The organism is Ferrovibrio sp. (assembly GCF_002796975.1).
GTDB lineage: Bacteria > Pseudomonadota > Alphaproteobacteria > Ferrovibrionales > Ferrovibrionaceae > Ferrovibrio.
The window spans coordinates 62100-87109 of sequence record NZ_PEKV01000015.1 but is presented as its reverse complement, the minus strand read 5'-3'; the positions used below and the strand labels follow the sequence as shown (position 1 = coordinate 87109).

Annotated in this window: 28 protein-coding genes and 2 tRNA genes; 17 read left to right on the top strand and 13 right to left on the bottom strand. The window is 62.4% G+C overall.

The window, feature by feature from the left end; translation table 11 throughout:
* From CTR53_RS17455 to CTR53_RS17440, 4 genes are read right to left on the bottom strand one after another with little or no spacing between them, the layout of a single operon-like run.
* A complete protein-coding gene (locus tag CTR53_RS17455) occupies window positions 1–801 on the bottom strand; it encodes a DUF1365 domain-containing protein (protein ID WP_290816412.1) in 801 nt (266 codons plus the stop codon).
* Complete coding sequence (locus CTR53_RS17450) at window positions 798–2120, bottom strand: NAD(P)/FAD-dependent oxidoreductase (RefSeq protein ID WP_290816409.1); 1323 nt, start codon at window positions 2118–2120, stop codon at window positions 798–800. The genes CTR53_RS17455 and CTR53_RS17450 overlap by 4 nt, the downstream gene beginning before the upstream one ends.
* Complete coding sequence (locus CTR53_RS17445; RefSeq protein ID WP_290816406.1) at window positions 2120–3607, bottom strand: deoxyribodipyrimidine photo-lyase; 1488 nt, start codon at window positions 3605–3607, stop codon at window positions 2120–2122. The genes CTR53_RS17450 and CTR53_RS17445 overlap by 1 nt, the downstream gene beginning before the upstream one ends.
* Window positions 3534–4496, bottom strand: coding sequence for a response regulator (locus tag CTR53_RS17440; RefSeq protein ID WP_290816403.1), 963 nt, complete (start codon window positions 4494–4496; stop codon window positions 3534–3536). The genes CTR53_RS17445 and CTR53_RS17440 overlap by 74 nt, the downstream gene beginning before the upstream one ends.
* 218 nt (window positions 4497–4714) lie before the next feature.
* On the opposite strand from CTR53_RS17440, the gene CTR53_RS17435 reads away from it, so the two are divergent.
* Window positions 4715–4969 carry a hypothetical protein gene (locus CTR53_RS17435; RefSeq protein ID WP_290816400.1) on the top strand — a complete coding sequence of 85 codons (255 nt, stop codon included), beginning with the start codon at window positions 4715–4717 and terminating at the stop codon, window positions 4967–4969.
* Between the two features lie 3 nt (window positions 4970–4972).
* On the opposite strand, the gene CTR53_RS17430 is transcribed toward CTR53_RS17435, so the two are convergent.
* Both CTR53_RS17430 and CTR53_RS17425 read right to left on the bottom strand, forming a co-directional pair.
* Window positions 4973–5626: a LysE family translocator gene (locus tag CTR53_RS17430; protein WP_290816397.1), complete on the bottom strand. Its 654-nt coding sequence runs from the start codon at window positions 5624–5626 to the stop codon at window positions 4973–4975.
* Between the two features lie 31 nt (window positions 5627–5657).
* A complete protein-coding gene (locus CTR53_RS17425; RefSeq protein WP_290816394.1) occupies window positions 5658–6113 on the bottom strand; it encodes a helix-turn-helix domain-containing protein in 456 nt (151 codons plus the stop codon).
* A gap of 70 nt (window positions 6114–6183) precedes the next feature.
* Between CTR53_RS17425 and CTR53_RS17420 the strand changes: the two genes are divergently transcribed.
* From CTR53_RS17420 to CTR53_RS17410, 3 genes are all read left to right on the top strand, one after another.
* The gene (locus CTR53_RS17420; RefSeq protein ID WP_290816391.1) at window positions 6184–6669 is read left to right on the top strand and encodes a DUF2938 domain-containing protein; all 486 of its coding nucleotides are present in this window, start codon (window positions 6184–6186) and stop codon (window positions 6667–6669) included.
* 40 nt (window positions 6670–6709) lie between these two features.
* Window positions 6710–6934 (top strand): DUF2798 domain-containing protein, encoded by a 225-nt coding sequence (locus CTR53_RS17415; RefSeq protein WP_290816389.1) that lies wholly within the window; start codon window positions 6710–6712, stop codon window positions 6932–6934.
* Between the two features lie 141 nt (window positions 6935–7075).
* Window positions 7076–7447 (top strand): response regulator, encoded by a 372-nt coding sequence (locus CTR53_RS17410; RefSeq protein ID WP_290816385.1) that lies wholly within the window; start codon window positions 7076–7078, stop codon window positions 7445–7447.
* Window positions 7448–7459: 12 nt separating this feature from the next.
* On the opposite strand, the gene CTR53_RS17405 is transcribed toward CTR53_RS17410, so the two are convergent.
* Together CTR53_RS17405 and CTR53_RS17400 are read right to left on the bottom strand one after the other, a co-directional pair.
* A complete protein-coding gene (locus tag CTR53_RS17405; RefSeq protein ID WP_290816382.1) occupies window positions 7460–8092 on the bottom strand; it encodes a porin family protein in 633 nt (210 codons plus the stop codon).
* 172 nt (window positions 8093–8264) lie between these two features.
* Window positions 8265–8339: transfer RNA gene (locus CTR53_RS17400), tRNA-Asn, on the bottom strand.
* Between the two features lie 145 nt (window positions 8340–8484).
* Here CTR53_RS17400 and CTR53_RS17395 point away from each other — a divergent pair.
* From CTR53_RS17395 to CTR53_RS17355, 9 genes are all read left to right on the top strand, one after another.
* On the top strand, window positions 8485–8901 hold the full coding sequence (locus CTR53_RS17395) for a PaaI family thioesterase (RefSeq protein ID WP_290816379.1): 417 nt from the start codon (window positions 8485–8487) through the stop codon (window positions 8899–8901).
* Between the two features lie 148 nt (window positions 8902–9049).
* Entirely contained in the window at window positions 9050–12706 is a 3657-nt protein-coding gene (locus CTR53_RS17390) for an ATP-binding protein (protein ID WP_290816375.1), read from the top strand.
* Window positions 12707–12723: 17 nt separating this feature from the next.
* Window positions 12724–13584, top strand: coding sequence for a response regulator (locus CTR53_RS17385; protein WP_290816372.1), 861 nt, complete (start codon window positions 12724–12726; stop codon window positions 13582–13584).
* Between the two features lie 446 nt (window positions 13585–14030).
* A complete protein-coding gene (gene rplM / locus CTR53_RS17380) occupies window positions 14031–14498 on the top strand; it encodes a 50S ribosomal protein L13 (RefSeq protein ID WP_290816368.1) in 468 nt (155 codons plus the stop codon).
* Window positions 14498–14980, top strand: a complete 483-nt coding sequence (gene rpsI, locus CTR53_RS17375) for a 30S ribosomal protein S9 (protein ID WP_290816365.1) — start codon at window positions 14498–14500, stop codon at window positions 14978–14980. Before rplM ends, rpsI begins: the two co-directional genes overlap by 1 nt.
* Before the next feature lie 151 nt (window positions 14981–15131).
* Entirely contained in the window at window positions 15132–15683 is a 552-nt protein-coding gene (locus CTR53_RS17370) for a hypothetical protein (RefSeq protein ID WP_290816362.1), read from the top strand.
* 4 nt (window positions 15684–15687) lie between these two features.
* A complete protein-coding gene (locus tag CTR53_RS17365; protein WP_290816359.1) occupies window positions 15688–16233 on the top strand; it encodes a hypothetical protein in 546 nt (181 codons plus the stop codon).
* Window positions 16234–16392: 159 nt separating this feature from the next.
* Window positions 16393–16950: a hypothetical protein gene (locus CTR53_RS17360; protein WP_290816354.1), complete on the top strand. Its 558-nt coding sequence runs from the start codon at window positions 16393–16395 to the stop codon at window positions 16948–16950.
* Between the two features lie 7 nt (window positions 16951–16957).
* Window positions 16958–17527 carry a hypothetical protein gene (locus CTR53_RS17355; protein ID WP_290816351.1) on the top strand — a complete coding sequence of 190 codons (570 nt, stop codon included), beginning with the start codon at window positions 16958–16960 and terminating at the stop codon, window positions 17525–17527.
* Here the strand turns inward: CTR53_RS17355 and CTR53_RS17350 are convergent.
* The 5 genes from CTR53_RS17350 to CTR53_RS17330 all read right to left on the bottom strand — a co-directional run bounded on the left by CTR53_RS17350 (window position 17524) and on the right by CTR53_RS17330 (window position 22573).
* Window positions 17524–19194 (bottom strand): SDR family oxidoreductase, encoded by a 1671-nt coding sequence (locus CTR53_RS17350; RefSeq protein WP_290816348.1) that lies wholly within the window; start codon window positions 19192–19194, stop codon window positions 17524–17526. The genes CTR53_RS17355 and CTR53_RS17350 overlap by 4 nt on opposite strands.
* Window positions 19195–19198: 4 nt before the next feature.
* Entirely contained in the window at window positions 19199–19642 is a 444-nt protein-coding gene (locus CTR53_RS17345) for a thiol-disulfide oxidoreductase DCC family protein (protein ID WP_290816345.1), read from the bottom strand.
* Between the two features lie 38 nt (window positions 19643–19680).
* Window positions 19681–20865 (bottom strand): VWA domain-containing protein, encoded by a 1185-nt coding sequence (locus CTR53_RS17340; protein ID WP_290816342.1) that lies wholly within the window; start codon window positions 20863–20865, stop codon window positions 19681–19683.
* Between the two features lie 30 nt (window positions 20866–20895).
* Window positions 20896–21741: a MoxR family ATPase gene (locus CTR53_RS17335; protein ID WP_290816339.1), complete on the bottom strand. Its 846-nt coding sequence runs from the start codon at window positions 21739–21741 to the stop codon at window positions 20896–20898.
* 133 nt (window positions 21742–21874) lie between these two features.
* Entirely contained in the window at window positions 21875–22573 is a 699-nt protein-coding gene (locus CTR53_RS17330; RefSeq protein ID WP_290816337.1) for a MarR family transcriptional regulator, read from the bottom strand.
* 122 nt (window positions 22574–22695) lie between these two features.
* Between CTR53_RS17330 and CTR53_RS17325 the strand changes: the two genes are divergently transcribed.
* The 4 genes from CTR53_RS17325 (at window position 22696) to CTR53_RS17310 (ending at window position 25004) form a co-directional block, all read left to right on the top strand.
* Complete coding sequence (locus CTR53_RS17325; protein ID WP_290816334.1) at window positions 22696–23622, top strand: RNA polymerase factor sigma-32; 927 nt, start codon at window positions 22696–22698, stop codon at window positions 23620–23622.
* Between the two features lie 104 nt (window positions 23623–23726).
* Window positions 23727–23803, top strand: a tRNA-Asp gene (locus tag CTR53_RS17320).
* Window positions 23804–24075: 272 nt separating this feature from the next.
* On the top strand, window positions 24076–24441 hold the full coding sequence (locus tag CTR53_RS17315; RefSeq protein WP_290816598.1) for an NADH-quinone oxidoreductase subunit A: 366 nt from the start codon (window positions 24076–24078) through the stop codon (window positions 24439–24441).
* Window positions 24442–24449: 8 nt separating this feature from the next.
* The gene (locus CTR53_RS17310) at window positions 24450–25004 is read left to right on the top strand and encodes an NADH-quinone oxidoreductase subunit B family protein (RefSeq protein ID WP_290816595.1); all 555 of its coding nucleotides are present in this window, start codon (window positions 24450–24452) and stop codon (window positions 25002–25004) included.
* Window positions 25005–25010 lie beyond the last annotated feature (6 nt).

Genomic DNA, 25010 nt, shown 5'->3' with positions numbered 1-25010 from the left:
TCACTCCGTCGTCTTCGCCGGCCTACCGGTCGAGACCGCATCGCGCGGCGGCGCGGTCCAGCGGAAGAAGGCTGCACCCTTGCGCCAGAGCTGCAGCGCCTCCCAATGGATGCCGGCTATCACTTTTACGGTCATCAGCGGATGACGGATGAGGGCTTTCAACAGACTGTGATCGGTCAGCGCCTCGCGCCGCCCGGTTTGCGTCGCCAGCAGCTGCACGGCACCACTGGATGAAAGCTGGGTGATGCCGATGCCGATCTTCTCGCCCGGCGGCAGCAGACGGAAACGGTACTGGCCCGCCAGCGGCAGGAAGGGTGAGACGTGGAACCGTTTCTCGGCGCTCTGCTCGATGGTTGGACCTGAGTTCCGGAGCGGTACCTCGATCAGATAACCATGCTGATCGCCGAAGGTATTCTTCACTTCGTACAGCACAGCACGCAGTCGTTCCTCCGCGTCGTAGCAGAAGAAGACGCTCAGCGGGTTGAACACGTAGCCGAACAGGCGCGGGAAACAAAAGATGCGGATGCGCGCACCGGCCTCCTGCAGGCCGTCACGTGCCAGTACCGCCTCCACCCATGGCCGTAAGGCTGTGCCATCGCGCGGGCCATGATCGCGATCATGGAAACTGACCATGCCGAAACGGTTGTGGCGCAGCAGCCGCGAATTGGCAGCAATCTCCGGCAGCCGGTCGATATCCAGCAGCAGGGAAAAGACGCGGTAATTGAATGTATGCCGGAAGGGCAGCAGCCGTTCATGCGCCACGCGGCACCAGTAGAGGCTTGCTGCCGCGTCCTGCATCATTCGGCAGCTTCCTGCTGCGCGGTTGCTGCATCGGCAGCGAGGGCAGGGGCGCCCAGCGCCTCGGCCACGCGCAGGCCCGCCGTAAAGCCGTCTTCATGGAAGCCGTATTTGCACCAGGCGCCGCAGAACCACAGCCGGTCCTTGCCCTGAATCTGGCCGAGGCGATCCTGCGCATTGATGGCGGCGCGGTCGAACAGCGGGTGCTCATAGGTGAATTCGGCGAAGACCAGGTCTTCGCGCGGCTCGGTCACTGGGTTCATGGTGACAAACAGCGGACGGCTGCTGTCGATGTTCTGCAACAGGTTCATCCAGTAGGTAAGGCCGACGCGGCGCTGCAGGTCGCGGCGCGGTTCGGACAGGTAATTCCAGCTGGCCCAGACATTGCGCCGCCGTGGCATCAGCAAGGGATCGCGATGCAGCACGGCACGGTTGGGCTGGAAGCGGAAATTGCCAAGCAGGCCGCGTTCCTGTGCGCTGGCCCGATCATCCAGCAGGCGCAAGGCCTGGTCGGCATGGCAGGCCAGCACCACCTGGTCGAAATGGCTGGTGCCGCGCGCAGTGATCACGTTTACGCCGTCTGCCTCTCGCTGCACGGCATGCACCGGCGTGTGCAGATGCAGGGCGAAATCACTATCTGCCAGCAGGCGCTTCACATATTCGCGGCTGCCACCTTGCACGGTGTACCATTGCGGCCGGTCGTCAATGCTGAGCAGGCCATGGTTCTTGAAAAAGCGCGCGAAGGTCTCGGCCGGAAACGACATCATCTCGGCCAGCGGCGCCGACCAGATCGCGGCGCCCATCGGCAGCAGATAGTCCAGCATGAAACTGTAGCTGTATCTGCCGCGCGCCAGATAGTCGCCAAGACTGAGCCCCGCCATGCGGCCGGCGGCCAAATCGGCGATGGCACCTTTGTTGAAGCGCAGGATGTCGCGCCACATGCGATGGAAACTCGGACGCAGAAGGTTGCGTTTCTGCGCGAACAGTGTGGCGAGGTTGTTGCCGCTCCATTCCAGTTTGCCTTGTCCCACGGAGACCGCGAAAGACATGTCGCTCTTGATCGCGGACACATTCAAATGCGTAAAGAGCCGGGTCAGGTTCGGATAGTTCCAGTCATTGAAGACAATGAAGCCGGTATCGACGGCAATAGGCGCGCCGTCGTAATCGATATCGACGGTATTGGCGTGTCCGCCGGGCCTGGCACTGGCCTCGAAGACGGTAACATCGTGGTACCGCGCCAAGGCCCAGGCGGCGCCCAGGCCGCTGATGCCGGCGCCGACCACGGCGATACGTTGTCGCCGTTCGCCCGCGAATTGCGTCATTATTCCCCCACTGCCTCGCCGGTATCATTACGTAAAGCGGCGAAGGCTGCCAGTGCTGCCTTGCGCGCTGTGTCATGGTCCACCAGCGGTGACGGATAGTCGCGGCCGAGCACAATCCCGGCCTGATCCAGCACAGCGGCCGGGGCTGTCCATGGCTTGTGGAGGTATTTCTTCGGCAGGTTCGCCAATTCCGGCACCCAGCGACGCACATACTCACCCTTGGGGTCGAATTTCTCGCCCTGCATGATGGGGTTGAAGATGCGGAAATAGGGTGCGGCATCGGCGCCAGAGCCGGCCACCCACTGCCAGCCGCCGGCATTGTTGGCGAGGTCGGCATCCACCAGCGTGTCCCAGAACCAGGCTTCGCCCAGGCGCCAGTCCTGCAGCAGGTGCTTGATCAGGAAGGAGGCGGCGATCATGCGCATGCGATTGTGCATCCAGCCGGTTTGCCAGAGCTGGCGCATGCCGGCATCGACGATGGGATAGCCGGTGCGGCCGGCCTGCCATGCTTTCACATGCGCTGAATTGGGATTCCACGGGAAGGCGTCGAAGTCCTCGCGAAAATTCTGCTGCGGCAGGGTCGGGAAATGGAACAGCAAATGATGGCAGAATTCGCGCCAGCCAAGTTCAGCGAGAAACTTCGCTGCATTCTGCGCGATGCCGGTCCCACCGCGATCGACCGCCATCTGCACCGCCTGCCAGACCTGGCGCGGGCCGATCTCGCCGAAACGCAGATGAGGTGACAGCCGCGAGGTGCAGTCGAGATCGGGCCGGTCGCGGCTATCGGCATAGCGATACAGATTCTTGTCGATGAAAGTCTGTAGCCGTTCGGCGGCACCGGCTTCACCGGGCGTCCAGGTCTCGCGCAGGCCGCCGGCCCAGTCGGGTTTGCTTGGCAGCAGGCCCCAGTCCGCAAGCATATCGCTTTTGATCGGCTGGCCGAACGGCATCAGACTTTTCGGCGCGCGCTGCGGCGTAGGCGAGGGCAGCGCCAGACAGGCACGCCAGAACGGCGAAAACACCTTGAACCAGCCGCCGGCCTTGGTCTTCACCGTCCATGGCTCGAACAGCAGCGCGGCGTTGTGCGTCTCGACAGCGACACCGTCCTGCTTCAGTGCGGCCCTAATCGCTGTGTCGCGCGCGATCCCGGCCGGTTCGTAGATGCGATTCCAGTAGACGGTATCTGCGCCGCTCTCGCGGAGCAGGGCGGGCAATATCTGTGCCGGCTGGCCGCGCCGCAGGACCAGCGGCAGGTCGTATTGCTTGTGCAGCGCCGCGGCGAGTTTGGTCAGGCTGTGATGCAGCCACCAGCGCGAGGCGCCGCCCAGCGACCAGTCATTGTCGGCGGTGTCGAGGATATAAAGCGCAATCACCGGTCGGCCGGAAGCGGCTGCCGCCACCAGCGCGGGATTGTCATTCAGCCGCAGATCCTGGCGGAACCAGACAACGACGGGAGCAGAGGAGGAAGCGGAAACCGGAAACGCCATGCCGAACCGTATCGCGATGCTGCCGCACCGAACCGGCGGCTTTCACCTTGATACGCAGCGCGAGGGGGGGTGGATCACCCTGAAAGGTCAGCGGATGGGCGGCTCGTTGTCGCGTTCCAGCAGGCGCAGCGCCAGCGACGCGGCCTGCGTGCGGTTGAACACCTGCATCTTNNATGGCCTTGTTGGAATCGCCCTGGCTGACCCATTTCAGCACTTCGCGTTCGCGCTCGGTCAGTGCGGCGAGACGCGGATCTGCAGGCTCGGCAGCCGCAGGTTTTGCCGCGCTCTCGTCACCGCCGGCGTCCAGTTCCTGGCGCAGGCTGCGCAGCAGCTCGCGGTCGTCGGCGCCGGCCCTGGCGCGTTCGGCCAGGTTGGCGAATTTCGCGGCGGCGATATAACTCGGCAGAAATTCCTCATACAGCCGCAGCGCCTTCACAACGGTGAGGATCGTGGTCTGCTGCGTCAGCTCGGTCTTTTCCTTGTAGTCGTTGATGCCGTGGTTCGACACCACGGTCAGCGGCGGCGCCTGGCCTGGCTGGCCGGTGCGGATCACGATCTGCGTCGACTTGTTGTTCAGGTCAGTGCGGATGAAATCGACCAGCGCCAGGCCGGCATGCTCGGTCTCCATCACCACGTCCAGCAGCACCAGCGCGATATCGGGATTGTCGCGCATCACATCGCGCGCTTCGGTGGCGGAATAGGCGCTGAGGAAATTCAGGCCGCGCTTGCGGTAGTTGAAATTGCGCAGCAGCAGCTTGGTTAGCGAATGAACGTCGGGCTCATCGTCGACGATCAGCACCTTCCAGTTGCGCTTGTCGCTGGTGCCGCCGCCACCGGGTGGGCCGGGTGGGCGCGTATCGTCCAGAAAGCTGATCGAGGATTCTGCCAAAACTTGTGTCTCCCGTTGGCGATCAGTCTAGCCGATTGGCGCGCAAAAGCCACATCGTGAGACGAGTCCCGGTATCGGTTTTTGCCGGATTTTCAGGGAACGCAGAAGCGGTCGATACAGGGAGCGGTTGAAACCTCCCCATTGCGCAGTCTCTCGTCGGTAACCAGGACAATCGCAGCTCGGTGGGAACTTTCGGCCCGGCCAGCCGTATCGGTTCCATGCTGATGCCAAAAAAGCCGCGTGTGGTGGCGATGGGGGAGGTCCGGGCCGAGTATCCCGGCTCGACCACGCCGCTGCTCACGCTGGAGCAGCATGGCAAGATCGCCGAACTGGCGAAACGCACCGGCCTCAGCGAGGAAGAAATCTGCCGTCGCCTGCTCGGCGCCGCGCAGCCTTCGTTTGACAAGGTGATCGACGCCGCACTCCGCCTGATGGCGATGCAGGCGGACTCGCTCGAAAACACCAATCACTGAGCGTCAGCCCAGTCGCGCCGTCAGGATCCTGAAGCCGGCATAGCCGAAGGCCAGTGCGAACGCACCTTCGAACCAGCGCCGCAGCCGCAGATAAACCCGCACCGCCGGCGCGCTGGAAAACAGCAGCGCATAGCCGTGGAAGACCAGCGTACTCTGCACGGCCACAGCGCCGATGATGGTGAGCAGCGTGAGCGGCGAGGCCTGCGCCGGCACGCCGACGGCATAGAGCGAGCCGAAGAACAGGATCGCCTTCGGATTGGTCAGATGCAGCGCCAGGCCGCTGGCATAGGCGTGCTTTACTGAACTGTATGCGCCGCCGCGGGTCGCGAGGTCGCCCGGCGTCAGCGCCGACTTCGCCGACTTCACCGCCAGAAAGATCAGATAGCCGGCGCCGAAATAGCGCATCGCCTCGAAAACCCAGGCATTGGCCAGCATCACTGCGCCGAGACCGAAGGCCGCCGCTGTCGACCACATCAGCGATCCGGTGCTGACGCCCGATGCCATCGCCAGTGCATGGCGCCGGCCCGAGGTCATGGCCGTGCCGGCGATGTTGAGCGTGGCGGGACCGGGGCTGCCGGTGGCGAGCAGGGCGGCGAGCAGGATCAGGGGCAGGTTGATGTCATCGAGCATGGCGGCAGGATCGGCGCGCGATGACACGAAGGCAAGCGCAGAGATGTACCGGTGCAATTCATCCGCGCTGACGCGGCCTGGCGGTTTTTTCGCCGGCAATTGTGCGGCCACTCTGACTTCGCCCGCGTCGTCCCGCCGCACGCACCAGCCGGCGGAAGGTGGGGCACTCCAGATGGCTTGGCGCCTTGCAGACGGCGGCGTGGCGCAGGCCGTCGCGCATCGCGGTCAGCCGGCGGATGGTGCGATCCAGATCGTCGGCCTTGCCGGCCAGTTTCTCGCGTTTGAGGCGTAGGCGGCCGTCGGGCGAGAACATCGCGGCGATTTCCTCCAGGCTGAAGCCCGCCAGCCGGCCGAGCGCGATCAGTGACAGCCGTCCCAGCACATCGGCGGTGAACAGCCGGCGCAGGCCCCGCCGCCCCACCGAGGCGATCAGGCCCTTTTCCTCATAGAAGCGCAGGGCGGAGGCCGGCACCCCGGCCCGGGCAGAGACTTCGGCGATATCGAGAAATTTCATGCTTGACCTCAAGTGAACTTGAATTTGTAGGGTAGCGCCATTCTCCCGTCTGGCAAGAAAGGTTTTCGCCATGGCCGAAACGGCATTTCGCATTCTTCTGGTTGGCGTCGGCGCGACGCTGGTGATGGATTTCTGGGGCTGGCTGCTGCGGCGCGTCTACGGCGTCAGCGCGCCGGACTACCGCCTGGTCGGACGCTGGATCGGTCATATGCCGCGTGGCCAGTTCCGCCATGACGGCATCGGCCGTGCGCCGGCAGTGCCGGCTGAAGCCCTGATCGGCTGGGCGGCGCATTACGGCATCGGCATCGCCTTTGCTCTCGGTCTTGTGACGGCGGTCGGGACCGGCTGGCTGCAGCAGCCGACACCTGTTCCGGCGGTCTTCGCCGGCCTGGCCACCGTCACCCTGCCGTATTTCGTGATGCAGCCGGCCTTCGGCCTCGGCATTGCCGGCGCCCGCACGCCGGACCCGACGGCGGCGCGCCTGCGCAGCCTGATCACCCACCTGGTCTTCGGCACCGGACTCTATATCGCCGCGCGGCTGGTCGCGGCGATATAGCCCTCACTTCACCAGTATTGGAAAAAGAAAAGGAAACCCAATGATCTCCCCGCGTTTCGCTCCCGTCGTTTTCGGTTTCGTCCTCTCGGCCATGATGTCCTTCATCGTGTCGGGCATCGCCACTTTCCGCACCGTCGGCCTGACGGATGCTTTCGTCAGCCTGTGGCTCGGCGCATGGCTGCCATCATGGCTGGTGGCATTTCCGGTTGTGCTGGTGGTGGCGCCGCTGGCCCAGCGCGCCGTTTCCAGCCTCGTCAGAGTATAATTGTCAGCGAAGCGCTGCAGCATTCCGTGCTGCAGCGCCGTGCTATGCAGATTTAAGGTTGACTCATCCGTATAAAGCGAAACAATCAGGGCTTGGTTTCGCTGACCAGCGGTGCCGCACATCCTGTTTCCGGAGGTGACGATGCATATCTTGGTAATCGAAGACCACGATCCCATGGCCAAGATTATCGAGACGATCCTCGTTGCCGATAATCACACCGTGGTGCGGGCCGTCGACGGCCGCGCCGGCATGGCAATGTATGCAGCCAAGCCGTGCGATCTGATCATCACCGACATCCTGATGCCCAACCAGGAAGGGCTGGAGACGATCCGCGAACTCGTCGCGCTCAATCCGAAGGTGAAGATCATCGCGGTATCCGGCAGCGGTCGCGACGGCGGCATGGACTACCTGCGTATCGCTGAGGCCTTTGGCGCTGTCTCGACACTGCAGAAGCCATTCCAGCCGGAAGAGCTGCTGCGGCTGGTGCGCGATGTGCAGAAGGTCGCGGCGTGAACTAAAGCGCGCTCAGTTGAACCAGTAGCGCAGGCCGATGCGGGCGATGTGAATCCCGCTGTCGTCGAAGCCATCCTTCCTGTCGTCGATCCACTGGTAGCGATAGGACGGCACCAGCTCCAGCGCATTGCCCAGATCGATATTCAGGCCGGCCTCGCCGAAAGCCGTCAGGTCGGTGGAGCGACTGCCGGCCGGAAAGTTGCGGCCACCGACCGTGACCACATTGCGTTCGTTGCGCTGATGCATCATGCCTGCACCGCCACCGACATACGGCCGCAGCGAGAAGAGCGGGCGCGTGTCGTAATACAGCGCGCCAGTGGCCGAGTAGTAATCGACGTCGCCATCGATCTTGGAACTGGAATTGCCGACCGAGATACGATCATTTTCCACTGTGCCGTAGCCGATCTCGGCTTCGGCGCGCCAGTTGTCACTGAGGCGATGGCCGAGCGCGCCGTAGAAGCCATAGCCATTGTAGGTTTTCCATTCCTGCCCGTCGCCGTCGTAGTCGCGCGGCACCAGCCAGTTGCCTGACAGCGTGCCGTACCAGCCGGTGTTGCGGTTGGCCGCGATGCCGTCCTGCGCCAAGGCGGCGGTAGCGAAGAGGGAGAGGAGAGTGATCAGGATGAAGGGGCTGCGGCAGGGCACTGGCTTCTCCAGCATTGGACTGGCTGGAGAACGACAAGCGGAGCAATAAATTCCGGCGCTGCGGTAGCGAGCACAAAGAAGGCCGTCGCTGTTGCGGACCGGCAACACACGACAGCGGGCACCCGGTGACTGCTCGCCATCGCGCAATATGAATCATTGATGTAAGGAGAAATGGCTCCCAGGGAGGGATTCGAACCCCCGACCGGGCGGTTAACAGCCGCCTGCTCTACCACTGAGCTACCTGGGATCAGTGCGGGGCGGAACCTAGCCACCTAGGCTCGGCTCTGCAAGCCCTGTATACGAAAATTTCGCAGCCGCGTCCGGGCTATCCAAAACCGGCTTTTCCCTTTGCGCGCCAAATGCTAAGCGGGAGGGTAAGGGGAACCGGAACGATGAAAATGACCCAGGCCGAACTCACGGCCTTTCTCGACAGCGAATTCCCGCAGATGCGGCCGCTCAAATTCCGAATCGAACACTGGGACGGCACGATGCTGCGGCTCGCCATGCCGATTGCTGAGCAGAACCTGCGCCCCGGCGGCACGGTGTCGGGCCCCGCGATGATGACGCTGGCTGATTGCGCCGCCTATATGCTGCTGCTCGGCCTGATCGGTCCGGTGGCGCTGGCGGTCACCACCAATCTCAACATCAACTTCCTGCGCAAGCCCGGCCTGGGCGATCTGGCCGCCGAGGTGACGATGCTGAAACTGGGTAAGACGCTCGCCATCATCGAACTCAGCCTTTATTCGGCCGGTGTGGGCGATCCGGTGGCGCATTCGGTGATGACCTACGCCATTCCCCCGGCACGGTGATAACGGACCGGAATTCAGCCAAAAAAGGTCGGCCGGAACGGTTTTCCCTGATAATGGCGGTTTGAATTCCCTAACCCCCTGAATCTGCAAGTATAGCTCGCAGCTTCCTGCTATGTTCTGGCCCAAGTGGAACCGGGGCGAGGGTGGGATGCGCTACGAGTATAAGCTGCCGGCCCTGATTGGCGCGATCTCGCTGTTGGTCGGTGTGGCCGTGGTCGGCTCGATCTGGCCGACTGCCGAGCGTGGTCTTCGGAATGCCGCCATCGACAAGCTGAATTCTGCAGCCGAGGGGCGTCGCGCAGCCGTCGTGCGCGAGATTACAGAAATCCGCCAGGAAGTGGCGGTCTCGGCGCGTCGCCAGGATATCCAGGATGCCACACGCCGGCTGTCGAATGCCTTCCGGCGCATGACGCCGGAACAGATCGACAAGCTGCGCCGTGACTACGGCAGTGAATCGCGTTTCCCGCCCGGCGCGCGGCAGGCGGTGGACGATGCCGAAGACGGCTCGCTCTACTCGACCATCCATCGCGAAGTTCACAACAACATCCGGCGTCTGGCGCAGATCAAGGGCATTCGCGACGTGATGCTGGTGAACGATGCCGGCGACATCATCTACACCGTGCGCAAGGACGACGATTTCGGCACCAACCTGCTGACCGGGCCCTATGCGAAAACCGAACTGGCGCGTCTCTATACCCATGCGCTGGCCAATGTGCCGCTGGGAGAAACCACCTTCGCCGATTTCTCACGCTATGGCCCCGCTGGCGATGCAGGCGTGGCTTTCGTTGCTTCCAAGTTGAATACCGACCTGCAGCACGCCATCGGCGCGCTGATTCTGTCGTTCTCCAATGACCGCATCAACCAGATAGTCCTCGATCCTGCAGGCCTTGGTGAAACCGGTGAGGTGTTCCTTGTCGGTCCCGATGGGCTGATGCGCTCGGATGCGCGTTTCCATTCGAGCGGATTCCTGATGACGCGGATCGACAGCGATCTGGTTCGCACTGCGCTGGGCGGTAAAGAGGCACAGCAGCTGACAACCGACCGCAAGGGTCAGCCGGTCCTCGCGCTCTACAAGCCGGTCGATCTCAATGGAGTCACCTGGGGTCTCGTCACTCAGGCCGGTACGCGCGAGCTGTTCGCCGCACTGGATGAGGGGCAGCGCACGGCGATCCTGAGTGCATTTGCCGTCATCGCGATCGTCAGCCTGATCGGTTTTTACTTTGCTCGCACGCTGACGCGGCCGATCCGCAAGTTGTCGGACGTGATGACCGGATTGTCCTCGGGCGATCTGACCATCGGCATTCCTTATGTCGAGCGCACTGACGAGATCGGTGCTATGGCGCAATCGGTACGCACGTTCAAGGCGGCCTATGAGCGCAATGACAATCTGGTGCGAACGGTTGAAAAAGAGCGCAATCTCTCGGCGGCGTTGTTTGAGGGGGCGCCGGATGCGACCGTCATTGTCGATGGCGAGGGCAACATCGTGCACTTCAATCACATGGCGGAAACCCTGTTCGGCTACCCGCGTGCCGATGTGGTCGGCCAGCCGATCGAGATGCTGATGCCGGAGCGATATCGCGCCGGCCATGTCGGCATTCGCAACGGATTCCTCGGTCATGCCTCGGCACGGGCAATGGGCACTGGCAGGCAACTGAGTGCCAGGCGTAACGACGGCACGGAATTCCCCATCGATGTCAGCCTCAGTCCGATTGCCGGCGAAAAACTGGTATCGGCGGCGGTGCGCGATGTGACGCAGCGCAAAGAGGCCGAACGGACGCTGCTGAAGGCGAAGGAAACGGCGGAGGAAGCGACCCGGGCGAAATCCTCCTTCCTTGCCATGATGAGCCACGAAATCCGCACGCCAATGAACGGTGTGATGAGCATGGTGGAAATGCTCGATGGCACCGACCTCGATACCGACCAGCGCGATATTTCGCGCGTGATCCGTTCGTCGGCCGAAGCGCTGCTGACCATCATCAACGACATTCTCGATTTCTCGAAGATCGAGGCTGGCAAGTTCGATCTTGAAGCCGTTCCCTTCGACCTGATGTCAGTGTCCGAGAATGCCGCCGAGATGATGGCGCTGAATGCCCATGACAAGGGTTTCCGGCTGCTGGTCGAAGTCGATCCGACCATCCCGCTTAAACTGCTGGGCGATCCGAACCGCCTGCGCCAGGTGCTGATCAATCTGCTGGGTAACGCCATCAAGTTCACGGAACGAGGTCACGTCGTGCTCCGGGCGCGGCGGCTGGCTGGTCGTGCACACGGCGGCATCGAGAAAGTACGCTTCGAGGTCAGCGACACTGGTATTGGCCTTTCCGACGACCAGATGAGTCGGCTGTTCCAGGCTTTCCAGCAGGCCGATGCATCCACCTCGCGCAAATTCGGCGGCACTGGCCTGGGGCTGACCATCTCCAAACGCATCGTCGAGTTGATGGGCGGCGAGATCGGCGTGAACTCCATTCTCGGCGAAGGCTCCACCTTCTGGTTCGAGGTGCCGTTCCCTGTGGTCGATTCCGCGCTGGAGGCGCCGCTGGCCGATCTGTCCGATCTGGGCGTGGTCACCATCGGCTTCGACGATACCGGCGGTGCCATCGTCGGCCGTTACCTGTCGGCGGCCGGGATCACGCAGGTCGAGGCGACGGGGCATCACGATTTCGAAGAGGCTATCGTTGCCATGGCACGCCAGACGCCGACGGTGATCGCCTTCCTGCTGCTGCGCGATTCTTTCCTGGCGGTTGAGGCCATGGAGCGGCTGCGCAAACTCAACCTGCCAAACCTGCGGGTTCTGGTCGCGACTCCGCGTGTCATGCTGTCCACCATGGGCCGTGTCAGGGACGAAGGCGCAAAAGCCGTGCTGCCGCTGCCGTTGCCGCGCCGGATGTTCTGGCGCGCCCTGGCCTATGCGGCGGGCCGGGTGCTGGATATGGGTGAACATGAAATGCGTTCCTCGGTCGAGGCCGCGTGGCAACCGCCGCAAGCCGAGATGGCGCGGGCGGCGCAGGCCATGATCCTGGTGGCAGAGGACAACCGCACCAACCAGCATATCATCCGACGCATTCTCACACGCATGGGCTACGCCCATGATGTCGCCTCTAATGGCGAGGAAGCCATCGCGATGTACGAGCAGGGTGGCTACGGCATGATCCTGTCCGATTACCACATGCCGGTGATGGACGGATTTGCCATGACCACGGCGATCCGTGAGCGCGAAGATGGCAGTGGTCGGCGTATTCCGATCATTGCATTGACGGCCGATGCAATGGCCGCCACCGAGCAGCATTGCATCGCCGCCGGCATGGATGGTTTCCTGACCAAGCCGATCAATACCGCGCAACTGCAGTCCTCCATCGAGAAATGGATGCCGCAGGGTATGGCGTTGCGCCGCAGGCAGGAAGGCGACGGCGACAAGCCGGCCGCGCCAACGGTTATTCCGACTGCTGCTAGTCCGGCGCAGAACGGCGTGCCGGTTTTCGATCTCGACCGCATCAGCGATATTTTCGGCGGCTATACCGCCGATGCCGCGGAACTGGTGCAGGGTTTTGCCTCGGACCTGCCCGATCGCCTGCGCGCCATCGAAGCGGCGCTTCGCGGATCGGATCATGCCGAGGCGCGCGACCTGGCTCATGCCCTGAAAGGCGCATCGCGCAGCATTGGCGCTGTGCTGCTGGGCGACAGCGCCGCCGCACTGCAGGCCGATCTGGATGAAAAGAATCTCGAAGCCGCAATCGGCCGCCTGCCTGATCTCGAGCGGCAGTCCACTGCATTCGTCATGACCATCGCGGGGCTTACGCCTGCGGCATAGACCTGTCCGGAGACATCATGGCATCCAATATCGATTACTCGCGGCTCAACATCCTGCTGATCGAGGATGAGTCGTACACCCGCGTTATCACCCGCCGCATCCTGAACCAGATCGGCGTGCGCGAGGTGGCCGAAGCCAGGGACGGCGTCGAAGGCCTGGGCGAGATCATGCGGGCGCGGCCCGATATCATTTTCTGCGACGTGAACATGGCCTTCATGGACGGCTTCCAGTTTCTGGAACAGTTCCGCACCGTCACCAGCGCCGACCTCGACCGCACCTGGGCGGTGATGCTGACGGCCGATGGCGGCTATGAGAACCGGCTGAAGGCGCAGGAGCATTCGGTTGCCGGCTATCTGGTGAAGCCGGTCAGCCTGAACCAGATCCGCGAGCAGATCGATGCCATCATCGCCAACGATGCCGAACTGGCGGCGCGCGTGCATCACGGCCTGCCGGTCGATTACGGCAAGATGCGTGTGCTGATCGTCGATGATGAGGAGATTGTCCGGCAAACCCTCAAGAAGATGCTCGGCCAGTTCGGCGCCGTCACCACGGCGGAAGCGACCGACGGCATGAAAGCGCTGATGGAGGTGGCGAAGTTCAAGCCAAACCTGATCCTCTGCGACGTGCATATGAAGCCGCTGGGCGGACTGCAATTCCTCGAAGGCCTGCGGAAGCTCAACGTGAAGGGCATCGAGGATACGCCGGTCATCATGATCACCGGCGATAGCAACGCGGATACCGTGAAAGAGGCCCAGCAGCTGAAGGTGTCGGGCTACCTGATCAAGCCGACGACGACCAAAGATTTGAAGGCTCGGATCGAGCATGCGATCCGCTCCACGCCCCGGCTGTTTGCGGCGCTGCGCAAGCCGACGATGTAGGAGGGCTTGACCGAGAGATTATGTTCCTATATTGTTCTTTGTGCGGGTAATACCTCCATAGCTGGACCCGCAGGAGTCGAAACGAACACCAGCGAACACAAACGAAGCCAAACGAACGCCAACGAGCACCAAACGAACTGAAACGAACACAAACGAAGCGGAACGAGCATTTCTGAGCGATTGGCAGGGGCAATCCTGTCGCTGCCGCGGAGGCAGAAGCCCGGTCGTCATAAAAAGATGGATTTCCGCTTTCGCAGGAATGACAATGAAGTGCTTAAGTCTTTGATTTATATGAAGCGGTGCGTAGGTAAAATAATACCGCTCACTAACATATTGAAAAGACAGGGTAGAACCCGTTTGACAGCGCGCTGAAAATCCTCATAGTGCGCCCCGATCCGCCCGCCGGCTGTCCGGCGGGATTTTTACTACCTCTGTCAGGACGTCCGATGAAGACCTTCACCGCCAAAGAGTCCCAAGTGGACAAGAAGTGGGTGCTGATCGACGCCGATGGCCTGGTGCTCGGGCGGCTCGCCTCCCTGATCGCCATGCGCCTGCGCGGCAAGCACAAAGCCATTTTCACGCCGAACTGCGACACCGGCGACCATGTTGTTGTCATCAACGCCGAGAAGGTGCGCGTCACCGGCCGCAAGGCCGCGCAGGAAACCTTCTACTGGCATACCGGTCATCCGGGCGGCATCAAGGGCCGCACCATCGGTGAGGGCCTTACCGGTCGCTTTCCCGAGCGCGTGATCCTGAAGGCCGTCGAGCGCATGCTGCCGAAGGAGAGCCCGCTGGCTCGCCGTCAGCTTGGCAAGCTCAAGGTCTACAAGGGTGCCGAGCATCCGCATGAAGCGCAGCAGCCGGTGAAGCTGGATGTCGCCGCGCTCAATCCGAAGAACAAGAGGAACGACTAATGGCTGAGTCCCGTACACTCGCCGATCTGAGCCTGGGCAACGCCAAGGCCGCTGTCGCCACCACTGCCGTCGAGGGTGAGCGCAAGCTCGACAAGTTCGGCCGCGCCTACGCCACCGGCAAGCGCAAGAACGCCATCGCGCGCGTCTGGATCAAGCCGGGCACCGGCAAGTTCATCGTGAACGGCAAGGAGAGCAACGATTACTTCGCTCGCCCCGTGCTGCGCATGATGCTGGCCAGCCCGCTGGTCGTGACCAACCGCACCAGCCAGTTCGATATCTACGCCACCGTCGTCGGCGGCGGTCTTTCGGGCCAGGCCGGCGCACTGCGTCATGGCATCTCGAAGGCGCTGACCTATTTTGAGCCGACGCTGCGTCCGGCGTTGAAGGCGCAGGGCTTCCTGACCCGCGACAGCCGCGTGGTCGAGCGTAAGAAGTACGGTAAGCCGAAGGCCCGCCGCAGCTTCCAGTTCTCGAAGCGCTAAGCGAAAATCTCCACTGCCTCGCGCGGCGGATACGAAAGGCCGGGGCTCCAACCCCGGCCTTTTTGTTTGCCGGATCACGTTCGCCCCGCGGTGCTATGGTGGGGCGTCTGCAGGTCCAGCAGACTGCGCGCGATCAGAGGAATGTGACGTCATGGATGGCGAAACGGTATTGCTTCTCGTGGTGCCGGCGATGCTGGTGCTGCTCGCCGCCGGCGGGCTGGCCGGTTATATCGAAGTCGCCGTCTACCAGCTCAATGCCAGCGGTCTCGGAGCGGGCGAGGCGACGCAGCAGGCGCAGCTGCAGAGCGACTACAGCCGCAAACGCAGCGAACTCGCCAGCCTGCGCGACGACAAGGCGCGGCTCGACGATGAACTCGCCAGCCAGATCAAGGAACGCGCCAGCCTGCAGGACCAGGAGCGCCGTCTCGCCGACCGCCAGAACAACATGGTGGCCGAAGCCGGCTATCCCGCACCGGGTGTGCCGGGCTTTTATTTCCGCATCGAAGGACCGACAGCGGTGATGCCGTTTGCAGGACTTGCATCGGTGCCCACCGCAATGGGCGGGCGCCGCCGTGTGCGGCTGGTGGTCTGGGCCGCGACTTACGATGCCGCACAGGCGGTGGCGCTCAACTTCGGCGGCGACGGTGCGCGCGTGATCGATCAGCGGCCGTTCGACGGCAAGCTGTTCTGGCACGAGGCCTGAGAAGATGGACAATCTGCTCACTGTGCTGTCGGCGCTGATCGCGCTGATCCTGTTCGGCCTGGCGCTCGTCATCGTGGTCGATCGTGCGCGGCTCGGGTATCGCCGCGCCGAAACAGAGAAGACGATGCGTCGTCAGGGGCAGCATGAACTCGCCATGCGGCTGGAACAGGTCGAGCGCGCCGTTGCCGAACAGAAGCCGGCGATCACCGCTGTGCGGCGCCAGCTCGCCGAGACCGCGGCGGAATGCGACGCGCTGAAGCGCCAGCTCGACTCCACTGAATATCCTTTCGGCTACACCGCCGTGCCAATGGAAAGCCGCGACATGTATGCGCGCTCCTGGCGGTTCGCCGCGCGCCATGCCGCGCTCGGCCCCGACCTGCCCGAGATCCAGCCGGCCGGGCAATGGGGGCAGGGTCGGCTTTATGTCGTCGCTGCCGAGAACCAGGCCGAAGCGCGTTCGGTGATGGACCGCCTGCTGCCGCGCCATCGTGGCTTCGTGGTGGTTAACGTGGGCGAGGCGGTGCCCGAGCCATCGGCCCCACCGGCCTAACTGACGGATTCGCCAATGGATTCGGGGCGATTCGCCCGGCAAACCGTGCCCTCCGCGGCAAAACGTGGATTGATTTGAGCCCGCCTTTGGCTGACAGTACCCGGAGGAAAAACACCCCCTTGGGGGTATTTCTGGGGCAATAGCTGAAAGGCCGCCGGCATGGATGCCGTCGACATCGTTTCTGCACTACTGCCGTCGCTCATGATGTTCTTCGCCGTCTCGCTCGGTGCGAACAGCCTGGAGCGCTATGTGTTCAACTATGCCCGCGGTCGTTTCCAGCTTGACACCCTGGTCGGCGAAACCGATCAGCTCCGCGCCCGGCTTGGCGATATCCGCGTCGATTACGACAAGCTGCAGGAAGACAAGGCCGGGCTCGAACTGCGGCTGGCCGAGAAGCAGAATGCCTATGGCGCGATGATGGCGCGCGAGGTCGAGTTCAGCGACGCACGCAACATGGTGATCTACGAAGTCGGCTTGCCCAAGCCGCACGATACCGGATGGTATGTGAAGCTGATCGGCCCCGAGATGCATGAGATGTTCAGCGGTCCGGGCTCCGCTACTTCAGCCTTCCCCGGCCGGCGCACTGCGCGCGTGGTGATGTGGGGCTTTGACGACGAGCAGGCGGTACGGCTGCGCAGCAAGAAGATTTTCGGCGCGCTGTCGGAAGTGATGCTGATCCGTCCCTTCAACGGCAAGATCAGGCTCGGCGATGCTTGATTTCTCGATGACCCAGTTCATCGGCGTGCTTGCCGCCGGCGCCAATATCGGCATCGCGGTGATGATCATCATCCTGCTGGGCGAGCGCAGCCATGCGGCCTGGACGCGGGTGCGGCTGAAGGCCGAGGAAATCACCGCCGTGAAGGAAGACTACGAGCGGCAGGTGAAGGATGCCGAGCAGGCGGTGCAGACCCTGCAGGAAAGCATCGCCGACCTGAAAAACCAGGTGGTGCGCGCCGAGCAGGATCTGGACTCGCTCACCGCGCGGCACAAGGGTACCGACCTGCCATTCGGCTATACTTCCACCATCGTCGATGTGGTCGACCGCCGCTACCGCACCTGGCGCGTGGTGGTGCGCAATTCCGATCTCGGCGCCACCGCCGGTTCGTTCAGTCATCCGGCGCATAAGTGGATCGAGGGCCGCTTCTACGAAGTGCCGGCGCCCAACATGGACTATGCCGTGCAGACGATGCAGAGCCGTTTCCTGCTGCGCGACGGCTTCACCGTCGATCCGGCGCCGCCGCGCGGCAGCGTCGCCGAAGCGCCGATGGCGCTCGATCAGGTGGAAGTGGGTTAAGCCTTCGGCGTCATAGTCCCGCGGTAACGCAGCAGCGGTAGCCCGAAGGGCAGAGTGATCTCGACATCGAAATGGAAAACACCCTCTTTGGCGGTTTCCACGGCATGGATATTCGGCGCCAGCAAACGGGGCAGCGGCATGCCCCACAGACGCCAGCCGCGGAAATGCATTTCCAGGCGGTTCTGTATAGCCAATAGCGCGAAATCGAAAGCCAGGGCGCCGAAGCGTTCGCTCAGATCACCCGTGCCGGTACCCGCGGAAAGGCAACTGGAAAACCGGTGCGCACCGAAACGGCGCTGCCAAGTTTCCTGATGGCCCTCAGGTAGAAAGTCGACGCGAACAGGAATGTCATCACCGGCAGCCGGGAAGCCGAAAATCGTATGGGCGATCTTCGCGATCAAGCTGTTACCGCGCGTGACGGTGGCACGGCCTTCCGCCGCACAATGGCGGTTCGTATCGTGGATATCGCGGATCGCTGCCGGCAGGCGGTCCCAGCCCGATTGCAGGATACCGGCATAGAGCGGTGCGACGCGTCGTTCGGTCTGCTCGGTCGCGATCTGGAATGCGCCGAAGGCCTGCTCGAAATCTGCAAGGGGCAGGACGTCGATAGCAGGGTAGGCACCAAAGGACAGGGCTTCGCCGGCATCGTCCTGCTTTGCCAGATGGCGCGACAGCAACGCTGCGGCGAGGCAAGGAATCCACGGGCCGTCCCCGCCATCGGCAATCAGGCTGTAGCGGCGCTCAATCATGCCATCCTGCGCGCGGCCGGCCACGCGGACGTCGAAAGCGGAACGGTCGCTTCCGAGAAAGCCCATATGGCGCTGCAATGTGCCAAAAACGTCGGCCAGCGGCGCCAGACTGCCGATCCAACCCCAGCGGACGGGCCAGGACAGCAACCACAGCAGCAGATTCTGCATGGTCATTTCAGCACCGGCGCGAAAGACCACGCTACGGCAATTGCGGAAATGCTGTGGCAGCAGGCGAAGGTCGGGCACGTCGCACAAACCGACAAGGCGATTGCGGATCGATGGTCGGCCGGTGACGTGGAAATCGCGGCGCTGCAGCGACTGCCAGCCATAGCCGGCGGTTTCCGCCGCTTGTTGCCAGAGTGGAATCGGCTTGCCGACATAGCTGAGAATGGCGCGAATGACATTGGTGCCGACCGTTGCCCGATTGCTGGCGCTGAGCGCGATTTCGATGTCGTGGATTGGTGCCAGATCGCGGCCTAGATGCGCCACAATGGCTGATGTCAAAGCGGGAACACTGCTGGCGCCGGTGATGGCGACAACGCGATGTTGTTTTGCGAGATCGTCGAGTTTGCTGAAACCTTCAACAAAGCTGCGGGCATCGGCAATGTCGAGATAATGGGTGCCGGCGTGAATGCAGGCGGAAGCGACGCGATAGTCGTCGTCTGTCATGCCCTGAAACGGCCCTGTCGCATCGATCACGAGCCACGGTCGCAATTGCCGCAGTGTCGTCGCCATATCCAGATTACGGTCCAGCACCACAGGCTGAGCCATCGGATGAGCCAGCTCGCGGCAGAAGGCTTCGGCTTTTTCCAGCGACCGGCCGGCGATCAGCAGTTTGAAATCCGCCGACTGGCTGAGCAGGCGGGCGATGCGGCTGCCGAATACGCCGTAGCCCCCAATGATGAGAATCTCGTGCATTTGCTCAGGTGAGAAAGCGTCTGGTCAACTCCGGTGCCGGTATCATGCAGGCATCGGTACGACCGAACAGACGATAGCGGTTACGTGCAATGCGGTCATATAGCCAATCCCGTAACGCTGCCGGAACGATGCGGCCAGCGGGCAGCCATGACCATGGCGGCCCTAGACGAGAGACGATCCGGAAGAAAGCCTCGGATTTTCCATAGGCGAAGCCATCGGCAATCAGCAGATTCGTTTCGAATTCATCGGTGGGCAGGCCAAGGTGGCGATATACGCCCTGGCCAAGCGTGGATTGCGCTGAAGCGAACAGAAACTGTTGTTTTGTATCCCGCTCGATCACCCAGCGTACAAAGGCCGAGCAGAAGACGCAGACGCCATCGAAGACAATAACGGGATGATGATCGGGAAAAGAGGGGACATCGGGATTGGAGCGCCAGCTATAGACCATGGCAGGCGCCAGTGGTCCGCACCAGCGCCGCGCGGGATTCAACGGTTCAGCTCTTTCATCCCGCGCTCCAGCCCGTCCAGGGTGAGCGGGAACATGCGGTTGTTCATGAGCTGGCGGATCACGCCGACGCTGGGCGTGAAGTCCCAGTACTTCTCTTGCACCGGATTGAGCCAGATCGCCTTCGGATAGGTCTCCAGCAGGCGCTGCATCCAGGTCGCGCCGGCTTCCTCGTTCCAGTGTTCCACGCTGCCACCCGGCTGCACGATCTCATACGGGCTCATCGTGGCGTCACCGACGAAGACCAGCTTGTAGTCATGCTGATAGGTGCGCAGCATCTCGAAGGTCGGCACGAACTCGCTGTGCCGGCGGCGGTTGTCCTTCCACAGTTTCTCGTAGACGCAGTTGTGGAAGTAGAAGAACTCCATATGCTTGAATTCGGCGCGCGCGGCCGAGAACAGTTCCTCGGTGACGCGGATATGGTCGTCCATCGAGCCGCCGATATCGAACAGCAGCAGCACCTTCACCTTGTTGTGCCGCTCGGGCACCATCTTGATGTCGAGATAGCCGGCATTGGCCGCTGTCGACTTGATGGTGTCGGGCAGGTCGAGCTCCATATCGGCGCCATCGCGGGCGAATTTACGCAGGCGCCGCATCGCTACCTTGATGTTGCGGGTGCCGAGTTCGACGCTGTCGTCCAGATTCTTGTATTCGCGCTTGTCCCACACCTTCACGGCACGGCGGTTGCGCGACTTGTCCTGGCCGATGCGCACGCCTTCGGGATTATAGCCATAAGCGCCGAAAGGTGAGGTGCCTGCCGTGCCGATCCACTTGTTGCCGCCCTGATGCCGGCCTTTCTGTTCTTCGAGCCGCTGTTTCAGCGTCTCCATCAGTTTGTCCCAGCCCCCGAGTGCTTCGATCTGCGCCATTTCTTCAGGTGTGAGAGTTTTTTCGGCCAGCTTGCGCAGCCATTCCTCAGGAATCTCGGCGGTGATCTCGGCGCCAGCGCCGACGAACTGAAGCCCGTTGAAACACTGGCCGAAGACGCGGTCGAACTTATCGAGGTTGCGTTCGTCCTTCACCAGGGCGGTGCGCGACAGATAATAGAAATCCTCGACGCGGTACTCGGCCACGTTCTTGTCCATCGCCTCGATCAGCGTGAGGTATTCCCGCAAAGTGGCAGGGACTTTCGCCTTGCGCAGTTCGAGGAAGAAGTTGATGAACATGCCAAGTCTCCCGGGCGGGCCCCTTAAGCCCTAGTTCCGCTCGCGGCGCGCGATAAACGCGAGCCGCTCGAACAGATGCACATCCTGCTCGTTCTTCAGCAGCGCGCCGGCCAGCGGCGGGATCAGCTTGCCCTGGTCCTTGGTGCGCAGCGCATCGGCCGGCAGGTCTTCCGCCATCAGCAGCTTGAGCCAGTCGAGCAGTTCGGAGGTCGAGGGCTTCTTCTTCAGGCCCGGCGTTTCGCGGATATCGTAGAAGACATTCAGCGCGTCGCGCACCAGATTCTTCTGCACGCCCGGATAATGCACTTCGATGATCTCTTCCATCGTCTCGCGCTCGGGGAAGCGGATGTAGTGGAAGAAGCAGCGGCGCAGGAAGGCGTCCGGCAGTTCCTTTTCATTATTCGAGGTGATGATAATGATCGGGCGCTGGCTGGCCTTGATCGTCTCGTTCGTCTCGTAGACGTAGAACTCCATGCGGTCGAGTTCGAGCAACAGGTCGTTCGGAAACTCGATATCGGCCTTGTCGATCTCGTCGATCAGCAGGACAGGGCGCTGCGGTGCCGTGAAGGCATCCCACAGCTTGCCCTTCTTGATGTAGTTGCGGATATCCTTCACGCGCTCGTCGCCAAGCTGGCTGTCGCGCAGACGCGAGACCGCATCGTATTCGTACAGGCCCTGCTGTGCCTTGGTGGTCGATTTCACGTGCCAGGTGAGGAGCGGGGCGTTCAGCGCCCTGGCGATCTCGATGGCCAGCACGGTCTTGCCGGTGCCCGGCTCGCCCTTCACCAGCAGTGGCCGCTCGAGCGTGATTGCGGCATTCACCGCCACCTTCAGATCGTTGGTGGCGACATAGGACTCGGTACCCGTGAACTTCATTGGTCGGCTTTCCCGGAATCTGCAAAAGAGAATGTGTCGATGAACGCTAGGTCGCAGCCCGGCAGGGCGCAACCATCTTGGTGGAGCACCGTGGCATGACGTAGCGTCAACAATGGCAGAGGGAAGGCGAGGATCAGTTGGCGGTCTTGTAGTTGACGCAGATCTTGGTCTTCTCGGCCGCGTCGACGGTCTCGCCGGTATTGCCGCAGGTACCGACACCGACCTTGGCATTCATATCCACCAGCGCGGCCTGACTGTTCACGCAGAACAGCGAACAATCCTGGCAGACGCCGAATTCGTTGATCTGGTTGCGGGTCTGCAGATCGTGCAGCAGGCGCGACAGGCCCTTGACCATTTCCGCGCCGAGTTCGTCGGCGATCTCAAGTGTCGCCTGTTCCAGGGTCTGCATCGGGTCCTTGGCCAGCATGGCCTGACCGGCCTCGGTGAGGCAGAGGTCGACCTGGCGGCGGTCCTCGGTCTTCTTGCAGCGCGTGATCAGCCCTTTGGATTCGAGGGCGATCAGCGTCTGGGAAACGGTCCCTTTGGTGGCGCCGAGATAGTCGGCCAGCGCTGTGGGGGAGCGGGAATACCTGTTGGCCTGGGCCAGGAAGCGCAGGGCTTCCCACTGGGCCGGGTTCAGGCCGTCGGCGAACTGCAATTCCCGGGTGAGCCGGCCCAGACGGTCGAGCAAAACGATAACCCGTTGAGCTATCGCATTTTTTTCGCCCGGCACAGTCCCGCTGACGGGGCCGTCGGTCACGGCATGGCTAAGGTCGGTGATCGGCATCACAGTTTGGTTTCGACTCGCTAATACCGCTTGCTGGAGGAACATTGGCGGGCGTATCGTAATTTGTATCGACCCGATACCAACTAACCACTTCGCCCAACCCTGTACGCGGCTCCAGTTCAAGCAACCTAGTGCAGGCAAGGGCGAAAGTCGATGGAGGACATATAATGGCCATCGCATCCGCCCCCCGGACTCTCGACAGCGCCGACCGGCGCTACCTGTCCACCGTCATGACCAAGGCCATGCTGACGGAGCAGGAAGAGTTAAGTTATGCCCGCGCCTGGCGCCTTGATGGAGATCAAAAGGCGATGCAGAAGCTGGTGACCGCCTATCTGCGCCTGGTGGTCGCCACCTCGACCCGTTTCCGTAATTACGGCCTGCCGATGCCCGACCTGATCCAGGAAGGCAATATCGGCCTGATGCTGGCGGTAAACCGCTTCGATCCCGAGCGTGGCGTGCGGTTTTCCACCTATGCCTCATGGTGGATCCGGTCCTCGATTCAGGAATACGTGCTGCGTAACTGGTCGATCGTGCGTTCGGGCACCTCGGCCGGCCAGAAGGCGCTGTTCTTCAACCTGCGCTGGCTGCGCGCCAAGCTGGAGCGGGCCGGCGGCGGCACGCTGACGCTGGACAACGCCACACGAGACGAAATCGCCACGGCGCTCAAGGTTTCGCCCAACGATGTGACCAACATGGCGCAGCGCCTGTCTGCGCGCGATCACTCGCTGAACGAGACCGTGGGCGGCGAGGAGGGCGGCGACGCTTTCCAGGATTTCCTGGTCGATCCGGGCCCGAATCCCGAGGAAATCGTCACCACCAAGATGGATGGCGGCCAGCGCCACGTCTGGCTGACGGAATCGCTGCAGGAACTCAGCCCGCGCGAGCAGATGATCATCACCGAGCGCATGCTGAACGAGGACAAGGCGACGTTGGAAGAGCTGGGCGGCAAGCTTGGCGTGACCAAGGAACGCGTGCGCCAGATCGAGACCAAGGCCTTCCGCAAGCTGCAGTCGGCAGTGCAGCGCAAGGCCCGCCAGGCCGGAGAAAAGATCGTGCCGGCTCTGGAGGATGCCAGCCACCTCGCGCTGGCCTGACAAGGCCTCAGAGTGCTTCTCACAAGTCTTTGCAGGCGCGGCCGGAATATCGGTCGCGCCTGCTTGACATCGGGGGTAGCCAAGGGTAAACCGCCTGCCGCCGCGGGGGTGTAGCTCAGTTGGTTAGAGCGCCGGCCTGTCACGCCGGAGGTCGCGGGTTCAAGTCCCGTCACTCTCGCCATTTCCCCGCCGGCAACCCTTCCTCAAAATCCGATCCGTAACCGGGCCTGCAGAGGTTCGGAAATAGCTTTTCCATATACAGATCGAGTCGCACTGCAGGACTGTTGCGAGCGACTCTCAAAAGGCAGAAAAGCGTTTTTCCCGCTGTGACTTGCGGCTTTTTTTCGCATCGGGGTGCGTGTTGCGAGGCCGGACGGAACCGGCTAGAACAGCCCGGAACTCGGGCGGGTGGGACCGGCCCGGGCAGAACGTTTTTTTCGGAGGGGAATGACCGTGGACGCCCTGCTGCGGGAATATCTGCCGATCCTGCTTTTCCTTGGTCTGGCCATCGTGCTGGCCGTGGTTCTGGCCCTGCTGCCCTTCGTGGCGGCCAAGCGTGCACCAGACCCCGAGAAGAATTCCACCTACGAGTGCGGCTTCGAGCCCTTCGGCGATTCCCGCAAGCAGTTCGACGTGCGCTTCTACCTCGTCGCCATCCTGTTCATCATCTTCGACCTTGAAGTGGCCTTCCTGTTCCCCTGGGCGATCACGCTCGGCGAGATCGGTGTCTACGGCTTCTGGTCGATGATGATCTTCCTCGCGATCCTCACCATTGGCTTCATCTACGAATGGAAGAAGGGGGCGCTGGAGTGGGAATGAGCAACGCCATGCAGACGACCCAGCAGAATTCCTCCCAGACCGGTACCGGCGCCACGCTCGGTTCCGACCAGGACGCCTTCTTCAAGGATATTTCCGACGAGCTGGCCGACAAGGGCGTGGTGATTTCCTCGCTCGACAAGCTGGCCAACTGGGCCCGTACCGGTTCGCTCTGGCCGATGACCTTCGGTCTGGCCTGCTGCGGCGTCGAAATGATCCACGCCTATATGGCGCGTTACGATCTCGACCGCTTCGGCTCGATGCCGCGCGCCTCGCCCCGCCAGTCCGACGTGATGATCGTCGCCGGCACGCTGACCAACAAGATGGCGCCGGCCCTGCGCAAGCTCTACGACCAGATGGCCGAGCCGCGCTACGTGATCTCAATGGGCAGCTGCGCCAATGGCGGCGGCTACTATCACTATTCCTATTCGGTGGTGCGCGGTTGCGACCGTATCGTGCCGGTCGATATCTATATCCCCGGCTGCCCGCCGACCGCCGAAGCGCTGGTCTACGGCCTTCTGCAATTGCAGAAGAAGATCCGGCGCACCGGCACGATTGCCCGCTGAGGAACC